This window comes from Oleiphilus sp. HI0125 (genome assembly GCF_001635355.1).
The window spans coordinates 1-936 of the sequence record NZ_LWGF01001343.1 but is presented as its reverse complement, the minus strand read 5'-3'; the positions used below and the strand labels follow the sequence as shown (position 1 = coordinate 936).

Sequence of the window (936 nt, the reverse complement as noted above, 5' to 3'; positions counted from 1 at the left end):
TACTCAGCACACTGACTCAGCAGCAGTTATTCAAGCAGCTGAAGCGAAAGGTAAGTACGCGATCGGTTATCACTCAGATATGTCTGAGTACGGTGAGAAAGCACACCTTACAGCAGCGATTCACAACTGGGGTCCTCTTTACTTGAAGAAGGCTCAGCAAGTTCTTGATGGTACTTGGAAAGCTGAAGATCTATGGCCTGGTATCGCTGAAGGTACTACAGATCTAGCACCATTGAACGAAGCAATTCCAGCTGACGTTGTTGCGTTGGTTGAAGAGAAAAAAGCGGCCTTGAAAGCGGGCGAAATGCGCGTATTTGATGGCCCTGTTATTAACCAAGCTGGCGAAGAAGTCGTGCCAGCTGGTAGCACCATGGATGACGGTGCGCTTCTAGGCTTTGGTTTCTACATCGAAGGTGTAGAAGGCAAATTGCCTCAGTCGTAAACCGGGACGTTTAAAGTATCGGGAGCTTTGTTGAGCTTGTTGTACAGCAAGCTCCCATTTTCCGGAAAAAAGGCACAACTAAAAAGTGCCGTTATGAAATTACTAAGGTAGAAAAATGAAACAACTTAAGACTCTTGCAAGTGCAGCAGCACTTTCTGCAGCAGTAGTAGCTGCTCCAGCTCAAGCAGAACAATTCTGGGCAGACAACAGTATAACTGTTCTTCACAGTGCTGATTACTTGAATGCGTTCAACACAGCTGAGAAAGAAACTCAAGAAATTACTGTTATGACGCTTGAGCATGTATCTGGTCATTCTTGGGGTGATGTATTTACGTTTGTAGATCGTTTGAACAACAAAGGTTCAACTGCTCCAAACAATGAAACTTATGCAGAGTTGTCACCACGAATCAGCCTTGGTAAAACTACAGGGTCTGACTTGAGCTTCGGTCCAATTAAAGATGTATTACTTGCTGGTACTTATGAGTTTAGCTCTA

The 936-nt window shown here is 44.4% G+C and carries 2 protein-coding genes; both read left to right on the top strand.

Annotation, left to right across the window (positions count from 1 at the left end):
• A partial coding sequence (locus tag A3762_RS23070) for a BMP family ABC transporter substrate-binding protein (RefSeq protein ID WP_156493688.1) occupies positions 1–442 on the top strand: 442 nt, incomplete at its 5' end.
• A gap of 115 nt (positions 443–557) precedes the next feature.
• The coding region (locus tag A3762_RS23065) for an outer membrane protein OmpK (protein WP_304439324.1) at positions 558–936 on the top strand (379 nt) is incomplete at its 3' end.